Origin of the sequence: Burkholderia sp. LA-2-3-30-S1-D2, from assembly GCF_001523915.2 — a bacterium.
Lineage (GTDB): Bacteria > Pseudomonadota > Gammaproteobacteria > Burkholderiales > Burkholderiaceae > Burkholderia > Burkholderia diffusa.
In genome coordinates, this window is sequence record NZ_CP013384.1 from 2,848,707 (window position 1) to 2,870,752 (window position 22,046).

General features: G+C 67.2%; 19 protein-coding genes. 10 read left to right on the top strand and 9 right to left on the bottom strand.

Translation table 11 applies throughout. The features are described 5' to 3' along the window. Positions 1 to 80: 80 nt before the first annotated feature. A complete protein-coding gene (locus WS66_RS26160; RefSeq protein ID WP_162499696.1) occupies positions 81 to 326 on the bottom strand; it encodes a hypothetical protein in 246 nt (81 codons plus the stop codon). A 42-nt stretch (positions 327 to 368) separates the two neighbouring features. Between WS66_RS26160 and aroG the strand changes: the two genes are divergently transcribed. Continuing rightward, complete coding sequence (gene aroG / locus WS66_RS26165) at positions 369 to 1,442, top strand: 3-deoxy-7-phosphoheptulonate synthase AroG (RefSeq protein WP_059465445.1); 1,074 nt, start codon at positions 369 to 371, stop codon at positions 1,440 to 1,442. 113 nt (positions 1,443 to 1,555) lie between these two features. Here aroG and hmpA read toward each other — a convergent pair whose 3' ends face one another. Both hmpA and WS66_RS26175 read right to left on the bottom strand, forming a co-directional pair. Continuing rightward, entirely contained in the window at positions 1,556 to 2,764 is a 1,209-nt protein-coding gene (gene hmpA / locus WS66_RS26170; protein ID WP_059608291.1) for an NO-inducible flavohemoprotein, read from the bottom strand. A 96-nt stretch (positions 2,765 to 2,860) separates the two neighbouring features. After that, positions 2,861 to 3,412 carry a cob(I)yrinic acid a,c-diamide adenosyltransferase gene (locus WS66_RS26175; protein ID WP_059608290.1) on the bottom strand — a complete coding sequence of 184 codons (552 nt, stop codon included), beginning with the start codon at positions 3,410 to 3,412 and terminating at the stop codon, positions 2,861 to 2,863. Positions 3,413 to 3,552: 140 nt separating this feature from the next. Between WS66_RS26175 and WS66_RS26180 the strand changes: the two genes are divergently transcribed. From WS66_RS26180 to proC, 6 genes are all read left to right on the top strand, one after another. Beyond that, positions 3,553 to 4,962 (top strand): FAD-binding oxidoreductase, encoded by a 1,410-nt coding sequence (locus WS66_RS26180; protein ID WP_059608289.1) that lies wholly within the window; start codon positions 3,553 to 3,555, stop codon positions 4,960 to 4,962. A gap of 38 nt (positions 4,963 to 5,000) precedes the next feature. After that, positions 5,001 to 6,494: an FAD-linked oxidase C-terminal domain-containing protein gene (locus tag WS66_RS26185; RefSeq protein ID WP_059608288.1), complete on the top strand. Its 1,494-nt coding sequence runs from the start codon at positions 5,001 to 5,003 to the stop codon at positions 6,492 to 6,494. 150 nt (positions 6,495 to 6,644) lie between these two features. Further along, on the top strand, positions 6,645 to 7,733 hold the full coding sequence (gene glcE / locus WS66_RS26190) for a glycolate oxidase subunit GlcE (RefSeq protein ID WP_059608287.1): 1,089 nt from the start codon (positions 6,645 to 6,647) through the stop codon (positions 7,731 to 7,733). Between the two features lie 7 nt (positions 7,734 to 7,740). Beyond that, positions 7,741 to 8,967 carry a glycolate oxidase subunit GlcF gene (gene glcF, locus WS66_RS26195; protein ID WP_059608286.1) on the top strand — a complete coding sequence of 409 codons (1,227 nt, stop codon included), beginning with the start codon at positions 7,741 to 7,743 and terminating at the stop codon, positions 8,965 to 8,967. A 116-nt stretch (positions 8,968 to 9,083) separates the two neighbouring features. Continuing rightward, positions 9,084 to 9,782, top strand: a complete 699-nt coding sequence (locus WS66_RS26200; RefSeq protein WP_059608349.1) for a YggS family pyridoxal phosphate-dependent enzyme — start codon at positions 9,084 to 9,086, stop codon at positions 9,780 to 9,782. Positions 9,783 to 9,832: 50 nt separating this feature from the next. Then, a complete protein-coding gene (proC, locus tag WS66_RS26205) occupies positions 9,833 to 10,645 on the top strand; it encodes a pyrroline-5-carboxylate reductase (RefSeq protein ID WP_059608285.1) in 813 nt (270 codons plus the stop codon). A gap of 95 nt (positions 10,646 to 10,740) precedes the next feature. Here proC and ubiA read toward each other — a convergent pair whose 3' ends face one another. The 6 genes from ubiA to recG form a co-directional block, all read right to left on the bottom strand. After that, positions 10,741 to 11,613: a 4-hydroxybenzoate octaprenyltransferase gene (gene ubiA / locus WS66_RS26210; RefSeq protein ID WP_059608284.1), complete on the bottom strand. Its 873-nt coding sequence runs from the start codon at positions 11,611 to 11,613 to the stop codon at positions 10,741 to 10,743. A gap of 260 nt (positions 11,614 to 11,873) precedes the next feature. Continuing rightward, positions 11,874 to 12,362, bottom strand: a complete 489-nt coding sequence (locus WS66_RS26215) for a Dps family protein (protein WP_059608283.1) — start codon at positions 12,360 to 12,362, stop codon at positions 11,874 to 11,876. A 95-nt stretch (positions 12,363 to 12,457) separates the two neighbouring features. Then, on the bottom strand, positions 12,458 to 12,613 hold the full coding sequence (locus WS66_RS34165; protein WP_170296459.1) for a hypothetical protein: 156 nt from the start codon (positions 12,611 to 12,613) through the stop codon (positions 12,458 to 12,460). A gap of 99 nt (positions 12,614 to 12,712) precedes the next feature. Beyond that, a complete protein-coding gene (katG, locus tag WS66_RS26220) occupies positions 12,713 to 14,899 on the bottom strand; it encodes a catalase/peroxidase HPI (RefSeq protein WP_059608282.1) in 2,187 nt (728 codons plus the stop codon). Between the two features lie 542 nt (positions 14,900 to 15,441). Further along, the gene (locus WS66_RS26225; RefSeq protein WP_059608281.1) at positions 15,442 to 16,401 is read right to left on the bottom strand and encodes a hydrogen peroxide-inducible genes activator; all 960 of its coding nucleotides are present in this window, start codon (positions 16,399 to 16,401) and stop codon (positions 15,442 to 15,444) included. Positions 16,402 to 16,538: 137 nt separating this feature from the next. After that, positions 16,539 to 18,866: an ATP-dependent DNA helicase RecG gene (recG, locus tag WS66_RS26230; protein WP_059608280.1), complete on the bottom strand. Its 2,328-nt coding sequence runs from the start codon at positions 18,864 to 18,866 to the stop codon at positions 16,539 to 16,541. A 167-nt stretch (positions 18,867 to 19,033) separates the two neighbouring features. Between recG and queA the strand changes: the two genes are divergently transcribed. From queA to yajC, 3 genes are all read left to right on the top strand, one after another. Then, on the top strand, positions 19,034 to 20,101 hold the full coding sequence (queA, locus tag WS66_RS26235) for a tRNA preQ1(34) S-adenosylmethionine ribosyltransferase-isomerase QueA (RefSeq protein WP_059608279.1): 1,068 nt from the start codon (positions 19,034 to 19,036) through the stop codon (positions 20,099 to 20,101). A 170-nt stretch (positions 20,102 to 20,271) separates the two neighbouring features. Next, positions 20,272 to 21,459, top strand: a complete 1,188-nt coding sequence (tgt, locus tag WS66_RS26240) for a tRNA guanosine(34) transglycosylase Tgt (protein ID WP_059608278.1) — start codon at positions 20,272 to 20,274, stop codon at positions 21,457 to 21,459. Between the two features lie 255 nt (positions 21,460 to 21,714). Continuing rightward, on the top strand, positions 21,715 to 22,038 hold the full coding sequence (gene yajC, locus WS66_RS26245; RefSeq protein ID WP_006476868.1) for a preprotein translocase subunit YajC: 324 nt from the start codon (positions 21,715 to 21,717) through the stop codon (positions 22,036 to 22,038). Positions 22,039 to 22,046: the final 8 nt, after the last annotated feature.

Here is a 22,046-nt window from a genome sequence, read left to right on the forward strand (position 1 = left end):
TTGCCGAAAACGCGCGGATTGTCCGCATTTTCGCGCATCCCCGGTTGCCAGCGGCCTGGCGCCGGGGTATAAATTCCGAATCAACTTTTTTGACGAACCGAATCTCCGTCATGTCCGCCAAGTTTTATTTTTACTTTTTTTGGCATCTCAGACCGCTGGCGGATCGAGAGGGTTGATGGCGCGTAAAGCGCAACCGAAATTCCCGAAAAAACCGCCGGCGAACCCGGCGGTTTTTTTTCGCCCTTCGCCACCCGGTCCCCGCCGCAGCGGATCCCGCGGTTCCGACCGGAATCACTGAATTGCTTGAATTGATGAATCTGCCGCACGCGCACTGACCGAACGGCGCCCGCAAAATTAGGAGAAACAGCATGCCCCCGCACAACACCGATGATGTCCGCATTCGCGAACTCAAGGAACTGACGCCGCCCGCCCACCTGATCCGCGAATTCGCGTGCTCCGAAGCCGCGTCCGAGCTGATCTACAACTCGCGCCAGTCGATGCACCGCATCCTGCACGGTATGGACGACCGGCTGATCGTCGTGATCGGGCCGTGTTCGATCCACGATACGAAGGCGGCGATCGAATACGCGGGGCGGCTCGTGAAGGAGCGCGAGCGCTTCAAGGGCGAGCTGGAAATCGTGATGCGCGTGTACTTCGAGAAGCCGCGCACGACGGTCGGCTGGAAGGGGCTCATCAACGATCCGCACCTCGACAACAGCTTCAAGATCAACGAAGGGCTGCGCACCGCGCGCGAACTGCTGCTGCAGATCAACGAGATGGGGCTGCCGGCCGCGACCGAATACCTCGACATGATCAGCCCGCAGTACATCGCCGACCTGATCTCGTGGGGCGCGATCGGCGCGCGCACGACCGAGTCGCAGGTGCACCGCGAACTCGCGTCGGGGCTGTCGTGCCCGGTCGGTTTCAAGAACGGCACCGACGGCAACGTGAAGATCGCGGTCGACGCAATCAAGGCCGCATCGCAGCCGCACCATTTCCTGTCGGTGACCAAGGGCGGCCACTCGGCGATCGTGTCGACGGCCGGCAACGAGGACTGCCACGTGATCCTGCGCGGCGGCAAGACGCCGAACTACGACGCGGACAGCGTGAACGCCGCGTGCGCGGACATCGGCAAGGCGGGCCTCGCCGCGCGCCTGATGATCGACGCGAGCCACGCGAACAGCTCGAAGAAGCACGAGAACCAGATCCCCGTATGCGCGGACATCGGCCGCCAGGTTGCGGCCGGCGACGAGCGCATCGTCGGCGTGATGATCGAGTCGCACCTCGTCGAGGGGCGCCAGGACCTGAAGGAAGGCTGCCCGCTGACCTACGGCCAGAGCATCACCGACGCGTGCATCGCGTGGGACGACAGCGTGAAGGTGCTCGAAGGCCTCGCGGAATCGGTGAAGGCACGGCGCGTCGCGCGCGGCAGCGGCAACTGATCGCCGGCAGGCCCGAGGCGGCGCGTGCCACCCGCGGCCTGCAGCCTGCGCCGCAAGAAGAAAGCCCGGCTCACGCCGGGCTTTTTGGTTGGCAAGCAGCCGCCGTCAGGCGCTCACTCGAGCGCGCCCGAACCGAAGATCTCGGTATTGATGCGCTCCGGCGCGACGCCGAGCGCGACCAGCGCGTCGCGCTGCGCCTTCATGAACGCGATCGGGCCGCAGACGTAGTAGTCGGCATCCGACACCAGCGCGTATTGCTTCACGCGTTCCGGCGTCAAGCGCCCCTCGAGGTCGTGATCGACGCCGACCCGGTCGTTCGGGCCGACCAGCTCGTACAGCACCGTGCGCTTCACGTTCGCGTGTTCGCGCACCGTATCGTTCAGCCAGTCGCGGAACGCATGCACCGCGCCCGACCGGCATGCGTGGACGAACCGCACCTCGCGCGTGCTGCCTTCGCCGACCAGCGTCGATGCCATCGACACCATCGGCGTCAGGCCGACGCCGCCGGAGATCAGCACGACCGGCGTATCGACGCCGCGCTTCAGCGAGAATTCACCCATCGGCGCGGTCACTTCGACGATCGCGCCCTCCTCAACGCCGTCATGCATCAGCGTCGATACCTTGCCGGGCGGGATCGCTTCCGGCTGGCCGGCCTCGCGCTTCACCGAGATGCGCAGCCACTTGCCGTGCGGTGCGTCGGACAGGCTGTACTGGCGCGGCTGGTCGACGCCGAGGTCGCCGACGAAACGCTTCACCGTGACGTACTGGCCCGGCGCGAAGGTCGGCGCCTCACCGCCGTCGGCAGGCGTCAGGTAGAACGACGTGATCTCGTCGCTTTCACGCACCTTGCGGGCGACCTTGAACGGACGGAAGCCGCTCCACGCGGCGCCCGCGTACAGGTCGGCCTCGGCGCCGATCAGGATCTGCGCGAGCTGGCCGTACGCGACACGCCATGCCTCGAGCGTCTCCGCGTCGACCGCGTCGCCGAGCACTTCAACGATCGACGCGAGCAGGTTCTCGCCGACGATCGGGTAATGCTCGGGACGGATGTTCAGGCTCGCGTGCTTGTGCGCTATGTGCGACACCGCCCCGCCGAGCGCGCCGAGGTTGTCGATGTTCGCCGCATACGCATAGACCGCCTTCGCGAGCGTTTCCGGCTGGCTGCCGGTCTTCTGGTGCGTCTGGTTGAACAGGTTCTTCAGTTCCGGATGGCGCGCGAACATGCGCTGGTAGAAGTGCTTCGTGATCGTCGCACCGTGCACGGCGAGGACAGGGGCAGTGGCCTTCACACGAGCCATCTGGTCAGCGGTGATGTGGGTCATGTTCGATTTCTCCGTTAAACATGCACGTACGATACATCTTTAAAAATCGACGCCCCTCGGGCAAATTGTCGCAGCGCGCAAAAACGCGACAGGGCGTCAGCGGACGCGCCCGCGCTCCCACAGCACGTCCGAGCCGCCACCCGCGCGGTTCAGCACGCGCGCCAGCACGAACAGCAGGTCCGACAGCCGGTTCACGTAACGCCGCGGCGCATCATTGAGCGCGTCGTTCCGCCCGAGCGCGACGATCGAGCGCTCCGCGCGGCGGCACACCGTCCGGCATACGTGCGCGAGCGACGCCGCGCGCGAGCCGGCCGGCAGGATGAATTCCTTCAGCGGCGGCAGCGTCGCGTTGTAGTCGGCGAGCCACCGGTCGAGGCGCGCGAGGTGCGTGTCGTCGAGTACCGCGTGGCCGGGAATGCACAGCTCGCCGCCGAGATCGAACAGGTCGTGCTGGATCGTGACGAGCGCGGTGCGCACGTCGTCCGGCAGCGGATCGGCAAGCAGCACGCCGAGGTTCGAGTTCAGTTCGTCGACGTCGCCGATCGCGGCGATCCGCGCGTCGTCCTTGCCGATGCGCCGTCCGTCGCCGAGACCCGTGGTGCCGTCGTCGCCCGTGCGCGTCGCGATCTTGCTCAAGCGGTTGCCCATGCGAATCTCCTCTCGTGCGCGGCCGCAATGCGGCCCGGTTACCTAGGAACGCGATTATCGCAGCCCGCGGCGGCGGGCGCAGCGGGCGTTACAGCGTAGAATGGGCCGAAAGTTTGACAAGCAGTCGTCAGGAGACATTCGTGAATCACCCTGCCCCGCCGGCCACCGTGCGCCGCCCGCTGCCCTCCGCCATGCTCGATGCGCTGCGCGCCGCCTTCGGCGAGCGCGTCTCGACCGCCGACGCCGTCCGCGCCCATCACGGCCGCGACGAATCGCCGTTCGATCCGCAACTGCCCGATGCCGTCGTATTCGCCCACAACGCCGATGAAGTTCGCGAAGTGGTCTCGCTGTGCGCGCTCTACGGCGTACCGCTGATCCCGTACGGCGCCGGCTCGTCGCTCGAAGGCCACCTCCTCGCCGTGCGCGGCGGCGTCTCGCTCGACCTGTCGGAAATGAACCGGGTGCTGTCGATCAACGCGGAAGACCTGACCGTCACGGTCGAGCCGGGCATCACGCGCAAGGCGCTCAACGAAGCGCTGCGCGACACCGGCCTGTTCTTCCCGATCGATCCGGGCGCCGACGCCAGCATCGGCGGCATGACCGCGACCCGCGCATCGGGCACCAACGCCGTGCGCTATGGAACCATGCGCGAGAACGTGCTCGGCCTGACCGCCGTGCTCGCCGGCGGCCGTGTCGTGAAGACGGGCTCCCGCGCGCGCAAGTCGTCGGCCGGCTACGACCTCACGCGCCTGTTCGTCGGCTCCGAAGGCACGCTCGGCGTGATCACCGAGATCACGCTACGCCTGCATCCGCTGCCCGAAGCCGTGTCGGCCGCGATCTGCACGTTCCCGTCGATGGGCGACGCTGTGCGCACCGTGATCGAGACGATCCAGATCGGCGTGCCGATCGCACGCGTCGAGTTCGTCGACGCGCTCGCGGTACGCTCGATCAACCGCCACTCGAACCTGACGCTCGCCGAAGCGCCGACGCTGTTCTTCGAATTCCACGGCACCGAAGCCGGCGTGAAGGAGCAGGCCGAGCTCGTGCAGACGCTTGCGGGCCAGAACAATGGCCAGGGCTTCGAATGGGCGACCCGCCCCGAGGATCGCACGCGGCTCTGGGCCGCGCGCCACAACGCGTATTTTGCGATGCTGCAGCTCAAACCCGGCTGCCGCGCGGTGACGACCGACGTGTGCGTGCCGATCTCGCAACTCGCCGCGTGCGTCGAGGAAACCGAAGTCGACCTGCGCGCATCGTCGCTGCCCTGCCCGATCGTCGGCCACGTCGGCGACGGCAATTTCCACGTCGCGATCCTGATCGATCCCGACAAGCCCGAGGAAATCGACGAAGCCGAACGCATCAACGACCGGATCGTCGAACGCGCGCTGCGCCTCGGCGGCACCTGCACCGGCGAGCACGGCGTCGGCCTGCACAAGATGCGCTTCCTGCCGAAGGAGCACGGCGACAACGCGATCGACGCGATGCGCGCGATCAAGCTCGCGCTCGATCCGCGCAACCTGATGAATCCCGGCAAGATCTTCACGTGCTGACACGGCGGCGCGCTGCCGCGCCGCCCGCTGGAGACCCCATGAACGCTTCCGTCGAACTGTCGAGCGCAACCCGCGCGCAACGCCAGCGCGAAGTCGTGCAGGCGCTGATGGCCGTGCTGCCGACGCATTGCCTGCTGTTCCGCGACGAAGATACGGCGCCGTATGAATGCGACGGCCTGTCCGCGTACCGCCGGCTGCCGCTCGCGGTCGCGCTACCCGAAACCGAATCGCAGGTGCAGCGGATCGTGCAGATCTGCCGCCGCATGGAAGTGCCGATCGTGCCGCGCGGCGCGGGCACGAGCCTGTCCGGCGGCGCGCTGCCGATCGTCAACGGCGTCGTGCTGTCGCTCGCGCGCTTCACGCGCATCGTCGAGGTCGATCCGTACGCGCGCACCGCCACCGTGCAGCCCGGCGTGCGCAACCTCGCGATTTCGGAAGTGGCCGCGCCGTACGGGCTGTACTACGCACCCGATCCTTCGTCGCAGATCGCCTGCACGATCGGCGGCAACGTGGCGGAGAATTCCGGCGGCGTCCACTGCCTGAAATACGGGCTGACGGTGCACAACGTGATGCGCGTGCGCGCGGTCACGATCGACGGCGAGATCGTCGAATTCGGCTCGCTCGGCCTCGACACGCCGGGACTCGACCTGCTCGCGGTGATGATCGGCAGCGAAGGGATGTTCGCGATCGTCACCGAGGTCACGGTGAAGCTGATCCCGAAACCGCAGACCGCGCAGCTCGTGATGGCGAGCTTCGACGATGTCGTGAAGGGCGGCGAGGCGGTCGCCGCGATCATCGCGTCGGGCATCATCCCGGCCGGGCTGGAGATGATGGACAAGCCGGCCACGCAGGCCGTCGAGGCGTTCACGCACGCGGGTTACGACCTCGACGCGAAGGCGATCCTGCTGTGCGAATCGGACGGCACGCCCGAGGAAGTCGCGGAGGAAATCGTCCGCATGACGGCCGTGCTGCGCGAGCATGGCGCGACGCGAATCCAGGTGTCGCGCAACGAAAGCGAGCGGCTGCGTTTCTGGTCCGGCCGCAAGAACGCGTTTCCTGCCGCGGGACGCATTTCCGCCGACTATTACTGCATGGACGGCACCGTGCCGCGCCGCGCGATCGGCCCCTTGCTCGCGCGCATCGAGCAACTCGAAACACGCTACGGACTGCGCTGCATCAACGTGTTCCATGCCGGCGACGGCAACATGCATCCGCTGATCCTCTACAACGCGAACGATCCGGACGAGCTGCACCGCGCCGAGCAGTTCGGCGCGGAAATCCTCGAATGCTGCGTGGAATTCGGCGGCAGCGTGACGGGCGAGCACGGCGTCGGCATCGAAAAGCTCAATTCGATGTGCGTACAGTTCTCGCCGCAGGAGCGCGATGCGTTCTTCGCGGTCAAGCGCGCATTCGATCCGGCCGGGCTGCTCAACCCCGACAAGGGCATCCCGACCCGCGCGCGTTGCGCCGAGTACGGCCGCCAGCACGTCCGTGGGGGGCTGCTGCCGCACCCCGACCTGCCGCGCTTCTGAGCGCCGCGCAGTCACGCAGTCGCGCGGCCCGTGCCGGCCGTGCGCGTGGCGGCTGCATGCCTTCGTCATACGGGGCTTAGGGATAGTCGCGATGTGGATTCGCGCCACCCCGGTACAATCGACCGGACAACAACGAGGCAGCAACAGAACATGGAAGAGGACGACATCGTCGCCGGATGGGCCGAGCGCATCCGTGCCGCCAGTGCCGACGGCCGGTCGCTGCGGATTCGCGGCGGCGGCACCAAGGACTGGTACGGCCAGGCGCTGGACGGCGAAATACTCGACACGCGCTCGTTTCAGGGCATCGTGTCGTACGATCCGGCCGAGCTCGTCGTCACGGTCCGCGCGGGCACGCCGCTCGCGCAGCTTGAAACCGTCCTCGCCGAGTGCGGCCAGATGCTGCCGTTCGAGCCGCCGCATTTCGGCCGCGCGGCCACCGTCGGCGGCTGCATCGCGGCGGGCCTCGCGGGCCCGCGCCGCGCGACCTGCGGCGCGCCACGCGATTTCGTGCTCGGCGTCACGCTGATGAACGGGCGCGGCGAAGTGCTGCGCTTCGGCGGGCAGGTCGTGAAGAACGTCGCCGGCTACGACGTGTCGCGGCTGATGGCCGGCTCGCTCGGCACGCTCGGGCTGATGCTCGACCTGTCGATCAAGGTGCTGCCGGTGCCGGTCGCCGAAGTCACGCTGAAGTTCGAGGTGACCGCGACCGACGCGGTGCGCAAGCTCAACGAATGGGGCGGCCATCCGCTGCCGGTCAGCGCGAGCGCTTGGCGCAACGGCACGCTGGTGCTGCGGCTGTCGGGCGCCGAGGCCGCCGTGAAATCGGCGAAGACGCTGCTCGGCGGCGAAGTCGTCGACGCGGTCGAGGCCGAGCGATTCTGGGCCGGCCTGCGCGAGCACACCGATCCGTTCTTCAACGGCATTCCGCCCGGCTATGCGCTGTGGCGCCTCGCGCTGCCGTCGATCACCGAACCGATGCACCTGCCCGGCACCCAGCTGATGGAATGGGGCGGTGCGCAGCGCTGGTGGATCACCGACGCCGACGCGCAGACGGTGCGCATGAGCGCGAAGCAGGCCGGCGGCCATGCGACGCTGTTCCGCGCGGGCGATTCCTACGACCGCAGCGCGGGCGTGTTCACGCCGCTGCCTGCGCCGCTGATGAAGATTCACCGCGGGCTGAAGACGGCGTTCGATCCCGCGCGCATCTTCAACCGCGGCCGGCTCTACCCCGACCTCTGAGGGCTCGATGCAAACGAACCTCGCCGATTTCATCCGCAATACGCCCGACGGCGACGAGGCCGACGCGATCCTGCGCAAGTGCGTGCATTGCGGCTTCTGCACCGCGACCTGCCCGACCTATCAGCTGCTCGGCGACGAACTCGATGGCCCGCGCGGCCGCATCTACCTGATCAAGCAGATGGTCGAAGGCGCGCCCGTCACGCGCAGCACGCAGCAGCACCTCGACCGCTGCCTCACCTGCCGCAGCTGCGAGACGACCTGCCCGTCGGGTGTCCAGTACGGCCGGCTCGTCGAGATCGGCCGCAAGCACGTCGAAGCGCAAGTGCAGCGCCCCGTGCAGCAGCGGCTCGTGCGTCGCTTGCTCGCGAGTCTCGTGCCGAACGCGACGCTGTTCTCGCCGATCATGCGGCTCGGCCAGCACGTGCGGCCGCTCTTGCCGAAACGGCTGCGCGACAAGGTGCCGCCGCGCACGCGACTGCTCGAATGGCCGCAGCGCACGCATCCGCGCAAGATGCTGATGCTCGCCGGCTGCGTGCAGCCGTCGATGCTGCCGAACATCAACATCGCGACCGCGCGCGTGCTCGACGCGCTCGGAGTCGAGACGATCGTCGCGCCCGACGCGGGCTGCTGCGGCGCGATCCGCCTGCACCTGAACTATCACGACGAAGCGCTCGACGACGCGCGCCGCAACATCGACGCGTGGTGGCCATACGTCGCGCAAGGCGCCGAGGCGATCGTGATGAATGCATCGGGCTGCGGCGCGACGGTGCTCGAATACGCGCACCTGCTGCGCGACGATCCGGCCTATGCGGAGAAGGCGCAGCACATCGTCGCGCTGACGCGCGACATCTCCGACGTGCTGCTCGCGTTCGAGGCCGAGATCTCGACGCTCGCGCGACGCCGCGCGATCCATACCGTCGCGTATCACCCGCCGTGCACGTTGCAGCACGGCCAGCAGTCGCGCGGCAAGGTCGAGCGCCTGCTCGAGACGCTCGGCATCGACGTGCGGCTGCCGGCCGACAGCCATCTGTGCTGCGGGTCGGCCGGCACCTATTCGCTGACGCAGCCGTCGCTGTCGTACCGGCTGCGCAAGCAAAAGCTGCAGAAGCTGCAGGCGCTCGAGCCGCAGATGATCGTGTCCGGCAACGTCGGCTGCATCGCGCACCTGCAAAGCGGCACGCAGATTCCCGTCGCGCACTGGATCCAGCTCGTCGAGCATCTGCTGTACGGCTAGCGCGGCGCCTGCGGCGGCGTCCGTATAATGGGTGATTCGAAGCGGCGCGTGCCGTGCCGCATTCGTCACCGTACTCGCTGCCGTACTCGTTCCCCGTGCCTGCTTCCGTGCCCGTCATGTCCGACTTCGCCGCCCGTCTCGACTCCGTTCACCGCCGCATCGCCGACGCCGCCCGCGCGGCCGGCCGCGATCCCGCCACCGTCTCGCTGCTCGCCGTGTCGAAGACTTTTCCCGCCGACGACGTGCGCACCGCGCATGCGGCCGGACAACGCGCGTTCGGCGAGAACTACGTGCAGGAATCGATCGACAAGATCGACGCGCTCGCCGACCTGCGCGCGGACCTCGAATGGCATTTCATCGGGCCGCTGCAATCGAACAAGACGCGCCCGGTCGCCGAACGGTTCGACTGGGTCCATTCGGTCGACCGGCTGAAGATCGCGCAGCGCCTCGCCGAACAACGCCCCGCGCACCTGCCACCGCTCAACGTGTGCGTGCAGGTGAACATCAGCGGCGAGGCGTCCAAGAGCGGCGTCGCGCCGGCCGACGTGGCCGAGCTCGCGCGCGCGATCACCGCGCTGCCGGCGCTGCGGCTGCGCGGCCTGATGGCGATTCCCGAACCGGCTGGCGATATCGACGCGCAACGCATGCCGCATCGCGCGCTGCGCGCGCTGTTCGACGCATTGCGCGCCGAGGGCCTGCCGCTCGACACGTTGTCGATGGGCATGTCCGCCGATCTCGAAGCCGCGGTGCTCGAAGGCGCGACGATCGTGCGCGTCGGCACCGCGATCTTCGGCGCGCGCGACTATTCGCACTGAGCGCTGCACTTTTCCGCCTTTCCGTTCAATCACCTGCTCAATCTGACATCATGAAAATCGCATTCATCGGCGGCGGCAACATGGCCGCGGCCCTCATTGGCGGCCTGATCAAGCGCGGCGTCGCCGCTGACGGCCTGTATGCCATCGACGTCAACGAGGACGCCCGCGCGCGCGCGGCGCAGCAGTTCGGCATCCGCACCGGCGCGGCCATCGACGCGACGCTCGCGGACTACGACGCGATCGTGCTCGCGGTGAAACCGCAGGCGCTGAAGGACGTCGCGCAAGCGCTCGCGCCGCATTTGAAATCACAACTCGTGATCAGCATTGCGGCAGGCATTCGCGGCACCGACCTCGCCCGTTGGCTCGGCGACTACGCGCGCGTCGTGCGCACGATGCCGAACACGCCCGCGCTGGTCGGCATGGGCGTGACGGGTCTCGCCGCGCTGCCGGGCGTCGACGCGGCCGGTCGCGAGCTCGCGTCCAACGTGCTCGGCGCGGTCGGCGAGATCGTGTGGTTCGACGACGAAGCGCAGCTCGATGCGGTCACGGCAATCTCGGGCAGCGGCCCGGCCTACGTGTTCTACTTCATCGAAGCGCTGCAGGAAGCCGCGCGCCGCCTCGGCATGAACGACGAACAGGGCCGCGCGCTTGCGGTCGCGACGTTCGCGGGCGCCGCGCAACTCGCCGCGCAATCGGGTGAGCCGGCAAGCGTGCTGCGCGAGCGCGTGACGTCGAAGGGCGGCACGACGGCCGCCGCGCTCGCGTCGTTCGACGCGCAGGGCGTGAAGGAAGCGATCGTGCGCGGCGCGCTCGCAGCCGAGGCACGCGCGAAGGATATGGGCGACGAGCTCGGCCGCGCGTAAGCGCGGCGACCGCCGCCGGGTTTCCGGCGCCGGCAACAAAAAAAGCGGCCTCGGCCGCTTTTTTTGCTGGCATCGCGCATCGGCGCGCGGCCCCTTCAGTTGCCGGCCGCACCCGCCAGCAGGTAATGCGCGGCGATTCCCGCGAACAGCACGCCGCCGAGCCAGTTGTTGTGCCGGAACGCCGCGAAGCACGGCATCCGCTCGCGCCCCTTGATCAGCGTGTAGTGATACAGCGCGCAGCCGACCGCAGCCGCCCAGCCGGCCCAGTATGCGAGGCCGAAGCCGAGCGTCACGCCGATCCATACGTAGATGCCGAGCGTCACCGCATAGCATGCCATCACGGCCGCGACGTCGAAGCGGCCGAACGTCAGCGCGGACGTGCGAATCCCTATCTTGATGTCGTCGTCGCGATCGACCATCGCGTATTCGGTGTCGTACGCGACCGACCAGAAGATGTTCGCGATCAGCATCACCCACGCGAGCATCGGCACCGTGTCCTGCACGGCCGCGAAGGCCATCGGGATGCCAAAGCCGAACGCGATGCCGAGATACGCCTGCGGAATCGCGAAGAATCGCTTCATGAACGGATACGAACCGGCGACGAACAATGCGACGACCGACAACTCCTTCGTCAGCGTGTTGAGCGGCAGGATCAGGAGAAACGCGATGAACGACAGCACCACGGCGATCGCGATGGCTTCCCATGCGCGGATCTTGCCCGACGTCAGCGGCCGATCGGCCGTGCGCTTCACATGACGGTCGAAATCGCGGTCGGCATAGTCGTTCATCGCGCAGCCGGCCGAGCGCATCAGCAGCGTGCCGAGTGCGAAGATCACGAGCAGCGGCCAGCGCGGATGGCCGTCCGATGCGATCCACAGTGCGTTGAGCGTCGGCCAGAGCAGCAGCAGGCTGCCGATCGGCTTGTCCATCCGGACGAGCCGCAGATACAGGGGAAAGCGGGCAAGCATGGCGAAGCACCGGGAAGATAATCCCGGCATTTTAGAGCGGAGGCACGGTTCGCGTCATGTCGGGATGCCCCGCGGCCGGGTGGCGCGGCCCGCGCGTCGGCCGCTCCAGCCCGCTGCAAGCGGCCGGGGCAGTCCCGCCCGCCAATCCAGGGACAGATGTGCGGCGGACATGCACCGGCGGGCAGGCGGAATTCAATCCGATGCAGGCAACCTGGCCCGGTTTGAGGTCGGACTGCCCGCCGATACCGGCCGCATCGAACTTACGCGAGCAGCGACCGCAGCATCCACGCGGTCTTTTCATGCGTCTGCAGGCGCTGCGTCAGCAGGTCGGCGGTCGGCTCGTCGCTCGCCGCATCGGCGATCGGGAAGATTTCGCGCGCGGTGCGCACGACCGTCTCGTGCCCTTCTACGAGCTGACGGATCATCTCTTCCGCCCCCGGCACCCCATTCGCTTCCGGCACCGACGACAGCTTCGCGAAATCCGCGAACGTGCCCGGCGCGACGACGCCGAGCGTGCGAATGCGCTCGGCGATCGAGTCGACCGCGAGCCACAGTTCGTTGTACTGCGCTTCGAACATCAGGTGCAGCGTGTTGAACATCGGACCCGTGACGTTCCAGTGGAAATTGTGGGTCTTCAGGTACAGCGAAAACGTATCGGCAAGCAGGCGCGACAGGCCATCCGCGATTTTCCTGCGGTCCTTGTCGCTGATGCCGATGTTGATCTGCGTGGCGTTGCCTTTCCTGGCCATCTTCGGAACTCCTCATTCGAAATGTTGAACCGGAGAAAATGCGTCGAGCAATCCGCATGCCGCGTTGCACGGCACCCGTTCGGGACTCGCCGTGCTCAGCCGCCAGCGCTCGACACGAGCGGCGCGAGCGCGTGCAGCGCCTGCGCGGCCAGCTCGGCCGCACCGCCGACGACGATCGCGAAACCGACGATACGCCGCGCCCACTCGGCCGGCGTGAACGCGGTGCGCATGTTCAGCATCATTTGCGTCATGGTCGTCACTCCTTCGACAAGATCCTGGAAGAAAAAACGGCCGGTCGTGCGACCGGCCGTTTCACGTTACAGCGTGACTGCGTTACCGCATCGCGACATTCACGCGAGGTCGAAACGGTCGAGGTTCATCACCTTGTTCCAGGCCGCGACGAAATCGCGCACGAACTTCTCGTTCGCGTCCGCGCTGCCGTACACCTCGGCCAGCGCACGCAACTGCGAGTGCGAACCGAAGATCAGGTCGACGCGCGTACCCGTCCACTTGACCTGGCCCGTCGCCCGATCTCGCCCTTCGAACACGTCGTTAGCGGCCGACACCGGTTTCCACTCCGTGCCCATGTCGAGCAGGTTCACGAAGAAGTCGTTGGTCAGCGAGCCCGGACGATCGGTGAACACGCCGTGCCTTGCGTCACCGACGTTCGCGCCGAGCACACGCAGGCCGCCGACGAGCACCGTCAGCTCCGGCCCGCTCAGCGTCAGCAGCTGGGCCTTGTCGACCAGCAGCGCCTCCGCCGGCGTCTTGTACGCGCTCTTCAGGTAGTTGCGGAAACCGTCCGCAACCGGCTCGAGCACGGCCATCGCTTCGATATCGGTCTGCTCCTGCGACGCGTCCATCCGGCCCGGCGCGAACGGCACCGTCACGGCCACGCCCGCATTCTTCGCGGCCTGCTCGACGCCGGCCGCACCGGCCAGCACGATCAGGTCGGCGAGCGACACCTTCTTGCCGCCCGTCTGCGCATCGTTGAACGCCTTCTGCACGCCTTCGAGCGTTTCGAGCACCTTCGCAAGCTGCGCGGGCTGGTTGACTTCCCAGTCCTTCTGCGGCGCGAGGCGGATGCGCGCACCGTTCGCGCCGCCGCGCTTGTCCGAACCGCGGAACGTCGATGCGGACGCCCATGCGGTCGACACGAGCTGCGACACGCTCAGCCCCGTCGCGAGGATCTTCGCCTTCAGCGCGGCAACATCGGCAGCGTCGATCAGCGCGTGGTCGACGGCCGGAATCGGGTCCTGCCACAGCAGTTGCTCGGCCGGCACTTCCGGGCCGAGATAGCGCGCACGCGGGCCCATGTCGCGGTGCGTGAGCTTGAACCAGGCGCGCGCGAACGCGTCGGCGAACTCGGCCGGGTTCTCGTAGAAGCGGCGCGAGATCTTCTCGTAGGCGGGGTCGAAACGCAGCGACAGGTCGGTCGTCAGCATCGTCGGGCGATGCTTTTTCGCCGAATCGAACGCATCCGGAATCACCTCGTCGGCGCCCTTCGCGACCCACTGATGCGCGCCGGCCGGGCTCTTCGTCAACTCCCATTCGTAGCTGAACAGGTGCGTGAAGAAATCGTTGCTCCACTTCGTCGGTGTCGACGTCCACGTCACTTCGAGGCCGCTCGTGATCGCGTCACGGCCCTTGCCCGATGCGTACGTGCTCTTCCAGCCGAGACCCTGCTGCTCGATACCGGCCGCTTCCGGTTCCGGACCGACGTTCGATGCGGGGCCCGCGCCGTGCGTCTTGCCGAACGTATGGCCGCCGGCGATCAGCGCGACCGTTTCTTCGTCGTTCATCGCCATCCGCGCGAACGTCTCGCGGATATCGCGTGCCGCCGCGACCGGGTCGGGGTTGCCGTCCGGGCCTTCCGGGTTCACGTAGATGAGGCCCATCTGCACGGCCGCGAGCGGATTCTCGAGGTCACGGACGCCCGAGTAACGGCTGTTCGGGCCGCCGCTCAGTTCCAGCCAGATCTTTTCCGAACCCCAGTAGACGTCGTCCGGCTCCCACGTCTCGACGCGGCCGCCGGCGAAGCCGAAGGTCTTGAAGCCCATCGATTCGAGCGCGACGTTGCCGGTCAGGATCATCAGGTCGGCCCACGAGATGTTGCGGCCGTATTTCTGCTTGATCGGCCACAGCAGCCGGCGCGCCTTGTCGAGGTTGCCGTTGTCCGGCCAGCTGTTCAGCGGGGCGAAGCGCTGTTGCCCGCCGCCCGCGCCGCCGCGGCCGTCGGCGGTCCGGTACGTGCCGGCGCTATGCCAGGCCATCCGGATGAACAGGCCGCCGTAGTGACCGAAGTCGGCCGGCCACCAGTCCTGCGAAGTCGTCATCAGCGCCTGCAGGTCGCGCTTCACCGCCGCGAGGTCGAGCTTCTTGAACGCTTCCGCGTAGTCGAAATCCTTGTCCATCGGATCGGACAGCGCCGAGTGCCGATGCAGGATGTTGAGATTGAGCTGGTTCGGCCACCAGTCCTTGTTCGACGTGCCGCCGGCCGCCGTATGGTTGAACGGACATTTCGATTCGGTCGACATGCTTTTTTCTCCTTTACTTGCTCGTAAGCCCCCACTTGCCGGGCGCGGTTCGTGGAGCATTGCAGGGGGATGAAACGGAACAGGTTGGTCCTGTCGTGCTACGGGGTGTCAGACGGAGTTGCCTTCGATGCGGGCTGCGGGACTTCGGACATGCAATGCGCCCTCATGGCTGAATGGCGGTGAGTCGGGGGAACACGGAACCAGGGTGCCGCGGCACTCATCCGCCATACACACGGTCCGCCAGATACGCGAACGCTATCGGGCGCAGGCTTCGGGCCGCGGCCCTCGCGCGATTTACGACCACGTGGCGCGACGGGATGTTCCGCTGCGCGTGCTGCAATACCGACCGCATCATGACATCCTCCTTTGACATCTGCATTCAGTGTGCAAATCGGACCGCAGATCCAGTGCAATCCATGGAAGTGATTCTATTAATTTCTATCATTAATTTGAATTTGATAAATTTCATCTATTCGATAGGCAAAAATAAACGGGGTCGCTAGACCCCGTCCCTGGCCTGCCTCAGATGCACCGCACCCTGCTCAATTCATCGTCGCCGGCATGTCGAGCTTCGCGACGCCTGGCAGGTCGCACGCCGCGATCGCGTCGCTGATCGCGTCGATCGCCGGCATCCGCGTGAAGCTCTTGCGCCACACCAGCACGACGCGACGATCCGGCACCGGTTCGTTGAACGGCACGTACGACAGCAACTCGGCGTCGGGACCGTTCGCGCGCGGGCCGACTTCGGCGACCGACATCCGCGGCAGCACCGTGATGCCGACACCGCTCGCGACCATATGGCGAATCGTCTCGAGCGACGACCCCTCGAAGGTCTTCTGGATACCGTCGGCCGTCTGCGAAAAGCGCATCAGCTCCGGGCACACGCCGAGCACGTGGTCGCGGAAGCAGTGACCGTTGCCGAGCAGCAGCATGGTTTCCTGCTTCAGGTCCTCGGCGTCGATCTCGTGGCGCTTCTCCCACGGATGGCCGGCCGGCAGTGCGACGACGAACGGTTCGTCGTACAGCGGCCGCACCATCAGGCCGGTTTCGGGGAACGGCAGCGCCATGATCGCGGCGTCGATCTCGCCCTGCTTCAGCAGTTCGAGCAGCTTCAGCGTGTAATTCTCCTGCAGCATCAGCGGCATCTGCGGCACGCGCTGGATCATCTGCTTGACGAGCGTCGGCAGCAGGTACGGCCCGATCGTGTAGATCACGCCCAGACGGAACGGGCCGACGAGCGGGTCCTTGCCCTGCTTCGCGATCTCCTTGATCGCGAAGGTCTGCTCGAGCACGCGCTGCGCCTGCGTGACGATCTGGTCGCCAATCGGGGTCACGCTCACTTCGCTGGCGCCGCGCTCGAAAATCTGCACGTTGAGCTCGTCTTCCAGCTTCTTGATCGCCACCGATAGCGTCGGCTGGCTCACGAAGCATGCTTCGGCCGCGCGACCGAAATGCCGTTCGCGCGCGACCGCGACGATGTACTTCAATTCAGTCAGGGTCATTGTGGGTCAATCAGGGTTATACAGGCGATAGGTTTAATTTATACACCCGTTGGCACCGGTTCGCCAAGTTTCTCTGCATCGCGATGCGCCGAATCACCGCCGAACGGCGGTTTTCTATCCGTCCCTGAATGCGCGAATCAGGCCTTCAGATACTGCTCCCGCCCGCCGAGCCAGCGTGCGAGGTGCTGCGTGACCACGTCGGGATACGCGGCGATCAGCCGCGCTGCCGCGTCGCGGGCCGGGTCGATCAGCCAGCCGTCGGTCTCGAGGTTCGCGAAGCGCAGCATCGCGGCGCCGGACTGGCGCGCGCCGAGAAATTCGCCGGGGCCGCGGATTTCGAGGTCGCGCCGGGCGATCTCGAAGCCGTCGGTCGTCTCGCGCATCGTCTTCAGCCGCTCACGGCCGGTCAGCGACAGCGGGCCCGTGTACAGCAGCACGCAGACCGACGCCGCGGTGCCGCGCCCGACGCGGCCGCGCAGCTGATGCAACTGCGCGAGGCCGAACCGCTCCGCGTGCTCGATCACCATCAGGGACGCGTTCGGCACGTCGACGCCGACCTCGATCACGGTCGTCGCAACGAGCAACTGCACGTCGTTGCGCGTGAAGGCTTCCATCACGGCCGCCTTGTCGGCCGGCGACAGCCGCCCGTGCACGAGCCCGACCTTCAGTTCGGGCAGTGCCGCAGCTAGCGTCTCGTAGGTCTCCACGGCCGTCTGCAGCTGCAGCGTCTCGCTCTCCTCGATCAGCGGACACACCCAATAGACCTGGCGGCCGGTCAGCGCGGCCTCGCGCACGCGGGCAATCACCTCTTCGCGCCGCGCATCGCCGACGAGGCGCGTCAGCACCGGCGTGCGGCCCGGCGGCAATTCGTCGATCGTCGACACCTCGAGATCCGCGTAATACGTCATCGCGAGCGTGCGCGGAATCGGCGTGGCCGACATCATCAGCTGGTGCGGCTGGAAATCGCGTGCACCGTTGGCCGCGTTCGCGGCCTTCGCGCGCAGCGCGAGACGCTGCTCGACGCCGAAGCGGTGCTGCTCGTCGACGATCACGAGGCCGAGCCGCGCGAATTCGACGGTGTCCTGGATGATCGCGTGCGTGCCGATCACGAGCTGCGCGGTGCCGAGCGCCGCGGCCTCGATCGCCGCGCGCTTGTCCTTCGCCTTCAGGCTGCCCGCGAGCCAGGCGACCGATACGCCGAGCGGTTCGAGCCACGCGCGCAGCTTGCGCGCATGCTGCTCTGCGAGGATTTCGGTCGGCGCCATCAGCGCGGCCTGGTAGCCGGCGTCGATCGCCTGCGTGGCCGCCAGCGCCGCGACGACCGTCTTGCCGCTGCCGACGTCGCCCTGCAGCAGACGCTGCATCGGATGCGCGAGCGTGAGGTCGTGCGCGATCTCGTCGACGACGCGCGACTGCGCGCCCGTCAGCGTGAACGGCAGTGCCGCGTAGAGACGCGTCGTCAGCGCGTCGGCATCGGTCGCGGCGCGGCGCGGCATCGCGGGCGCCGCGCGCGTGCGGCGCTCCTCGTGCGCACGCTTGAGCGACAGCTGCTGCGCGAGCAGTTCCTCGAACTTGATGCGGGTCCACGCCGGATGCGAGCCGTCCATCAGCGCGGCTTCATCGGAATCGACGCCCGGGTGGTGCAGGATGCGCACGGCCTGCGCGAGCGTCGGCACGCCGAGCGGCTTCAGGTAGTCGCGTTCGATCTCGGGCGGCAGCAGCTCGGGCAGCGGCGTGCGCTCGACCGCGTTCTCGATCGCCTTGCGCAGATAGGCTTGCGACACGCCGGCCGTGCTCGGATAGACGGGCGTGAGCACCTGCGGCAGCGGCGCATCGGCTTCGACGACGCGCACGGCCGGATGCACCATCTCCATCCCGAAGAAGCCGCCGCGCACGTCGCCGCGCACGCGCAGCCGCTGGCCGACCGCCATCTGCTTGACCTGCGAGCCGTAGAAATTGAGAAAGCGCAGCACGAGCTGCTCGCCGTCGTCGTCCTGGATCTTCACGACGAGTTGGCGCCGCGGCCGGTATGCGACTTCGTTGTCGAACACCACGCCCTCGGTCTGCGCGATGCCGCCCGGCAGCAGTTCGCCGATCGGCGTGAGCGTGGTTTCGTCCTCGTAGCGCATCGGCAGATGCAGCACGAGATCGATCGAGCGTGTGAGGCCGAGCTTCGCAAGCTTGTCGGCGGTCTTCACGGGTTTGTCGGCAGCCGGTTTCTTCTTGCGCTTCGCGCCGGGCGTACCGGCTGCCCCCGCGTCGTCGCTGCCCGCGCCCGGTTCGACGTCGGGCGCGGCGGCGGCCGGCTGCGCGAGCCGCCCGTCGGCGCCGCGCTTCGGGCCCGCGCGGCGCGGCGCTGCACCGCGCGGCTCGACACTTTGCGCGTGCAACGCGGCATCGTCCGCGTCGAACGGATCGGCGGAATCGGCAACAGCGGCGGAGGAACGGCGTGGTGACACAGGCATCGGATCGTCTGGGTGCTTCGCAAGGCAAGTACAATAGCGGCTTTCACGTCGTCCGAACGAACGACGCCGGCCAGGCCGCGCATCCCGCCATCATAGCGGCTTGCGCGCCCCATTCATGCGTTTCCGCCCTGTCGGCGGCGCCCGCCGGCCGTTTCGAACCAGCCCGCATGTTCACGCTTTCCGATTTCGATTTCAATCTGCCTCCCGAGCTGATTGCGCAAACCGCACTGCCCGACCGCACCGCGAGCCGCCTGCTCGAGGTCGATGGCACCGTCGAGCCCGCGCGCCTCGTCGACCGCCGCTTCGCCGAGCTGCCGTCGTGCATCGCGCCGGGCGACCTGCTCGTGTTCAACGATACCAAGGTGCTGAAGGCGCGCTTCTTCGGCCAGAAGGCCAGTGGCGGCAAGATCGAGGTGCTGATCGAGCGCGTGACCGGCACGCACACCGCGCTCGCGCAGATCCGCGCGAGCAAGTCGCCGGGCGCCGGCACGACGCTGCGCCTCGCCGACGCGTTCGACGTGACGGTCGGCGAGCGCGTCGAGCCGTTCTTCACGCTGCATTTCCCGGAGCCGTGCCTCACGCTGATCGAGCAGCACGGCCGCCTGCCGCTGCCGCCGTACATCGAGCACGACGCCGACGCGAACGACGAGACGCGCTACCAGACCGTCTATGCGAGCAACCCGGGCGCGGTCGCGGCACCCACGGCCGGGCTCCATTTCGACCAGCCGCTGCTCGACAAGCTCGACGCGATGGGCGTCGAGCGCGCGACGCTGACGCTGCACGTGGGCGCCGGAACATTCCAGCCGGTGCGCGTCGAGAACATCGCCGAGCACCGGATGCACAGCGAGTGGTACGACCTGCCGCAATCACTCGTCGACAAGATCGCCGCGACCCGCGCGCGCGGCGGCAACGTGATCGCGGTCGGCACGACGTCGATGCGCGCGCTCGAAGCCGCGGCGCGCAGCGCCGACGAAGCGGGCCGCCCGCTCGCGGCGACGCAGGCCGAGACCGACATCTTCATCACGCCGGGCTACGGTTTCCGCGTCGTCGATCGGCTCGTGACGAACTTCCACCTGCCGAAGTCGACCCTGCTGATGCTGGTGTCCGCGTTCGCGGGCGTCGAGACGATCCGCGCCGCGTACCGGCACGCGATCGACGAACGCTACCGCTTCTTCAGCTACGGCGATGCGATGCTGCTCACGCGGCGCGACACGCCGGAGGCGCCGCGCGCGTAAGCGCGGCAGGTGCGAAGACGCACGGGCCCGCGACCGCGCAGCCGCCGTGGCTCCCGTTGTCCCGCTGCGCGCGCTCCGATGGCGCGCGCCCGCTTTTCCCAGCCGCCGGCTTGCCGGCGGCGTTTCCAACATGCGCCGGACTGTTCTCCGGTGGCAAGGAGAATGACGCGATGACCGAAGGTTCATCCCACGATACGCACGCTCCCGTGCAGGACCGCCCGGCCAACGGGCTCGAATTCGAACTGCTGACGACCGACGGCCATGCGCGCCGCGGCCGCGTGAAGCTCAACCACGGCGTGGTCGAGACGCCGATCTTCATGCCGGTCGGCACGTACGGCACCGTGAAGGCGATCCAGCCGCGCGAGTTGCATGAGATCAAGGCGCAGATCATTCTCGGCAACACGTTCCACCTGTGGCTGCGCCCCGGCCTCGAGACGATCGACGCGCACGGCGGCCTGCACGGCTTCATGGGCTGGAACAAGCCGATCCTGACCGACTCGGGCGGCTTCCAGGTGTTCTCGCTCGGCGACCTGCGCAAGATCACCGAGGACGGCGTGACGTTCGCATCGCCGATCAACGGCGACAAGCTGTTCCTGTCACCGGAAGTGTCGATGCAGATCCAGAAGGTGCTGAACTCCGACATCGTGATGCAGTTCGACGAATGCACGCCGTACGCGACCAACGGCGTGCCGACCACGCACAAGGAAGCGGCCGACTCGATGCGCATGTCGCTGCGCTGGGCGAAACGCTCGCTCGACGAGTTCGACCGGCTCGGCAACCCGAACGCACTGTTCGGGATCGTCCAGGGCGGGATGTTCGAGGACCTGCGCGACGAATCGCTCGCGGGCCTGTCGGAGCTCGGCTTCCACGGCCTCGCGATCGGCGGGCTGTCGGTCGGCGAGCCGAAGGAAGACATGATGCGCGTGCTGCGCCACGTCGGCCCGAAGCTGCCGGCCAACAAGCCGCACTACCTGATGGGCGTCGGCACGCCGGAGGATCTGGTCGAGGGCGTCGCGAACGGCGTCGACATGTTCGACTGCGTGATGCCGACCCGCAACGCACGCAACGGGTGGCTCTTCACGCGCTTCGGCGACGTGAAGATCCGCAACGCGACGCACAAGAATTCGCTGAAGCCGCTCGACGCGAGCTGCACGTGCTACACGTGCCAGAACTTCTCGCGCGGCTACCTGCACCACCTGCACCGCGTCGGCGAAATCCTCGGCGCGCAGCTCAACACGATCCACAACCTGCACTACTACCTGCAGCTGATGAGCGAGATCCGCGACGCGATCGAGACCCATACGTTCGACGCGTTCCGCCAGCGCTTCGCGGAGGATCGCGCAAGAGGGGTCGACTGACCGGCTGGCGGGCCGCGTGGCTCCGCACCGCTGCCCGCACCGCGCCACGTCACATAGGATGTGTACTAAATATCGCGTCCCGACCGCCAGTTGTGGCCGCCGAATATTACAATCGCCTTTCCAAACGCGTCGCAACGGTGCCGTTTCATGCTTTAACAGCTTGATCCGAAAGCGCATTTGCTGCGCCGTTTGCACATGGGGCCGGTGGTAGAATAGCCGGCTTAATTTTCGATCTTCCCCTACGGAGAGACCAACGTGCCGTTCATTTCCAATGCCTTCGCGCAAGGTGCCGGTGGCGCCGAATCGAGCCTGATGAGCTTCCTGCCGCTCATCCTGATGTTCGCGGTGCTGTACTTCATCATGATCCGTCCGCAGATGAAGCGCCAGAAGGAACACCGCAACATGCTCGCGGCCATGGCGAAGGGCGACGAAGTCGTCACGAGCGGCGGCCTCGTCGGCAAGGTGACGAAGGTCACCGAAGGCTACATCGGCGTCGAAATCGCCGAAGGCACCGAAATCACCGTGCAGAAGGCTGCGGTCACGACCATTCTGCCGAAGGGCACGATCAAGTCGCTGTAAGGCTTTCA